Source organism: Streptomyces anandii JCM 4720 (assembly GCF_014650655.1).
Classification (GTDB): Bacteria; Actinomycetota; Actinomycetes; order Streptomycetales; family Streptomycetaceae; genus Streptomyces; species Streptomyces anandii.
The window spans coordinates 1-1,092 of record NZ_BMVJ01000088.1 but is presented as its reverse complement, the minus strand read 5'-3'; the positions used below and the strand labels follow the sequence as shown (position 1 = coordinate 1,092).

Sequence of the window (1,092 nt, the reverse complement as noted above, 5' to 3'; positions counted from 1 at the left end):
CCGTGCGTTCAAGGAGTTGGGTTTTGACTCGTTGACGGCGGTGGAGTTGCGGAATGATCTGCGGTCGGTGACGGGGTTGCGGTTGCCGGCGACGTTGGTGTTCGACTATCCGACGCCGGGGGATCTGGCGCGGTATCTGCGCGATGAGCTGGTCGGTGACGCGGACACCGGGGTGGTGCCGGTGGTGCCGGTGGCCGGTGGGCCGGGTGTGGATGATGATCTGGTCGCGATCGTGGGGATGGCGTGCCGGTTCCCGGGTGGGGTGGAGTCGCCGGAGGATCTGTGGCGGCTGGTGGCCGGTGGCGGGGACGGAGTGTCGCTGTTCCCGGCGGATCGTGGCTGGGATGTGGAGAGGCTGTATCACCCGGATCCGGATCATGCGGGGACGTCGTACACGCGTGAGGGTGGTTTCCTGCACTCGGCGGGGGAGTTCGATCCGGCGTTCTTCGGTATTTCTCCGCGTGAGGCGCTGGCGATGGATCCGCAGCAGCGGTTGTTGCTGGAGACGTCGTGGGAGGCGTTGGAGCGGGCGGGTATTGATCCGTTGTCGGTGCGGGGGAGCCGGACGGGTGTGTTCGCGGGTGTGATGTATCACGACTATCTGGCGGGGTTGCAGGAGTTCCCGGACGGGGTCGAGGGGTATATCGGGACGGGTAACGCGGGCAGTATCGCTTCGGGCCGGGTGGCGTACACGCTGGGGCTTGAGGGTCCGGCGGTGACGGTGGACACGGCGTGTTCGTCGTCGTTGGTGGCGTTGCATCTGGCGGCGCAGGCGCTGCGTGGTGGTGAGTGTGATCTGGCGTTGGCCGGTGGTGTGGCGGTGATGGCCACGCCGGAGACGTTCATTGATTTCAGCCGGCAGCGGGGTCTTGCGGTGGACGGGCGGTGCAAGGCGTTCGCGGCGGGTGCGGACGGCACCGGCTGGGGTGAGGGCGCGGGCATGCTCCTGGTCGAGCGGCTCTCCGACGCGCGCCGCAACGGCCACCCGGTGCTGGCGGTGGTGCGTGGGTCGGCGATCAACCAGGACGGTGCCAGCAACGGGCTGACCGCCCCCAACGGGCCCTCCCAGCAGCGCGTCATCCGCCAAGCCCT

The 1,092-nt window shown here is 68.4% G+C and carries 1 protein-coding gene; it reads left to right on the top strand.

Annotated elements, in window-relative coordinates; translation table 11 throughout:
• Positions 1–1,092: type I polyketide synthase (locus IE249_RS35420; RefSeq protein WP_189711625.1), on the top strand; the 1,092-nt coding region annotated here is incomplete at both ends.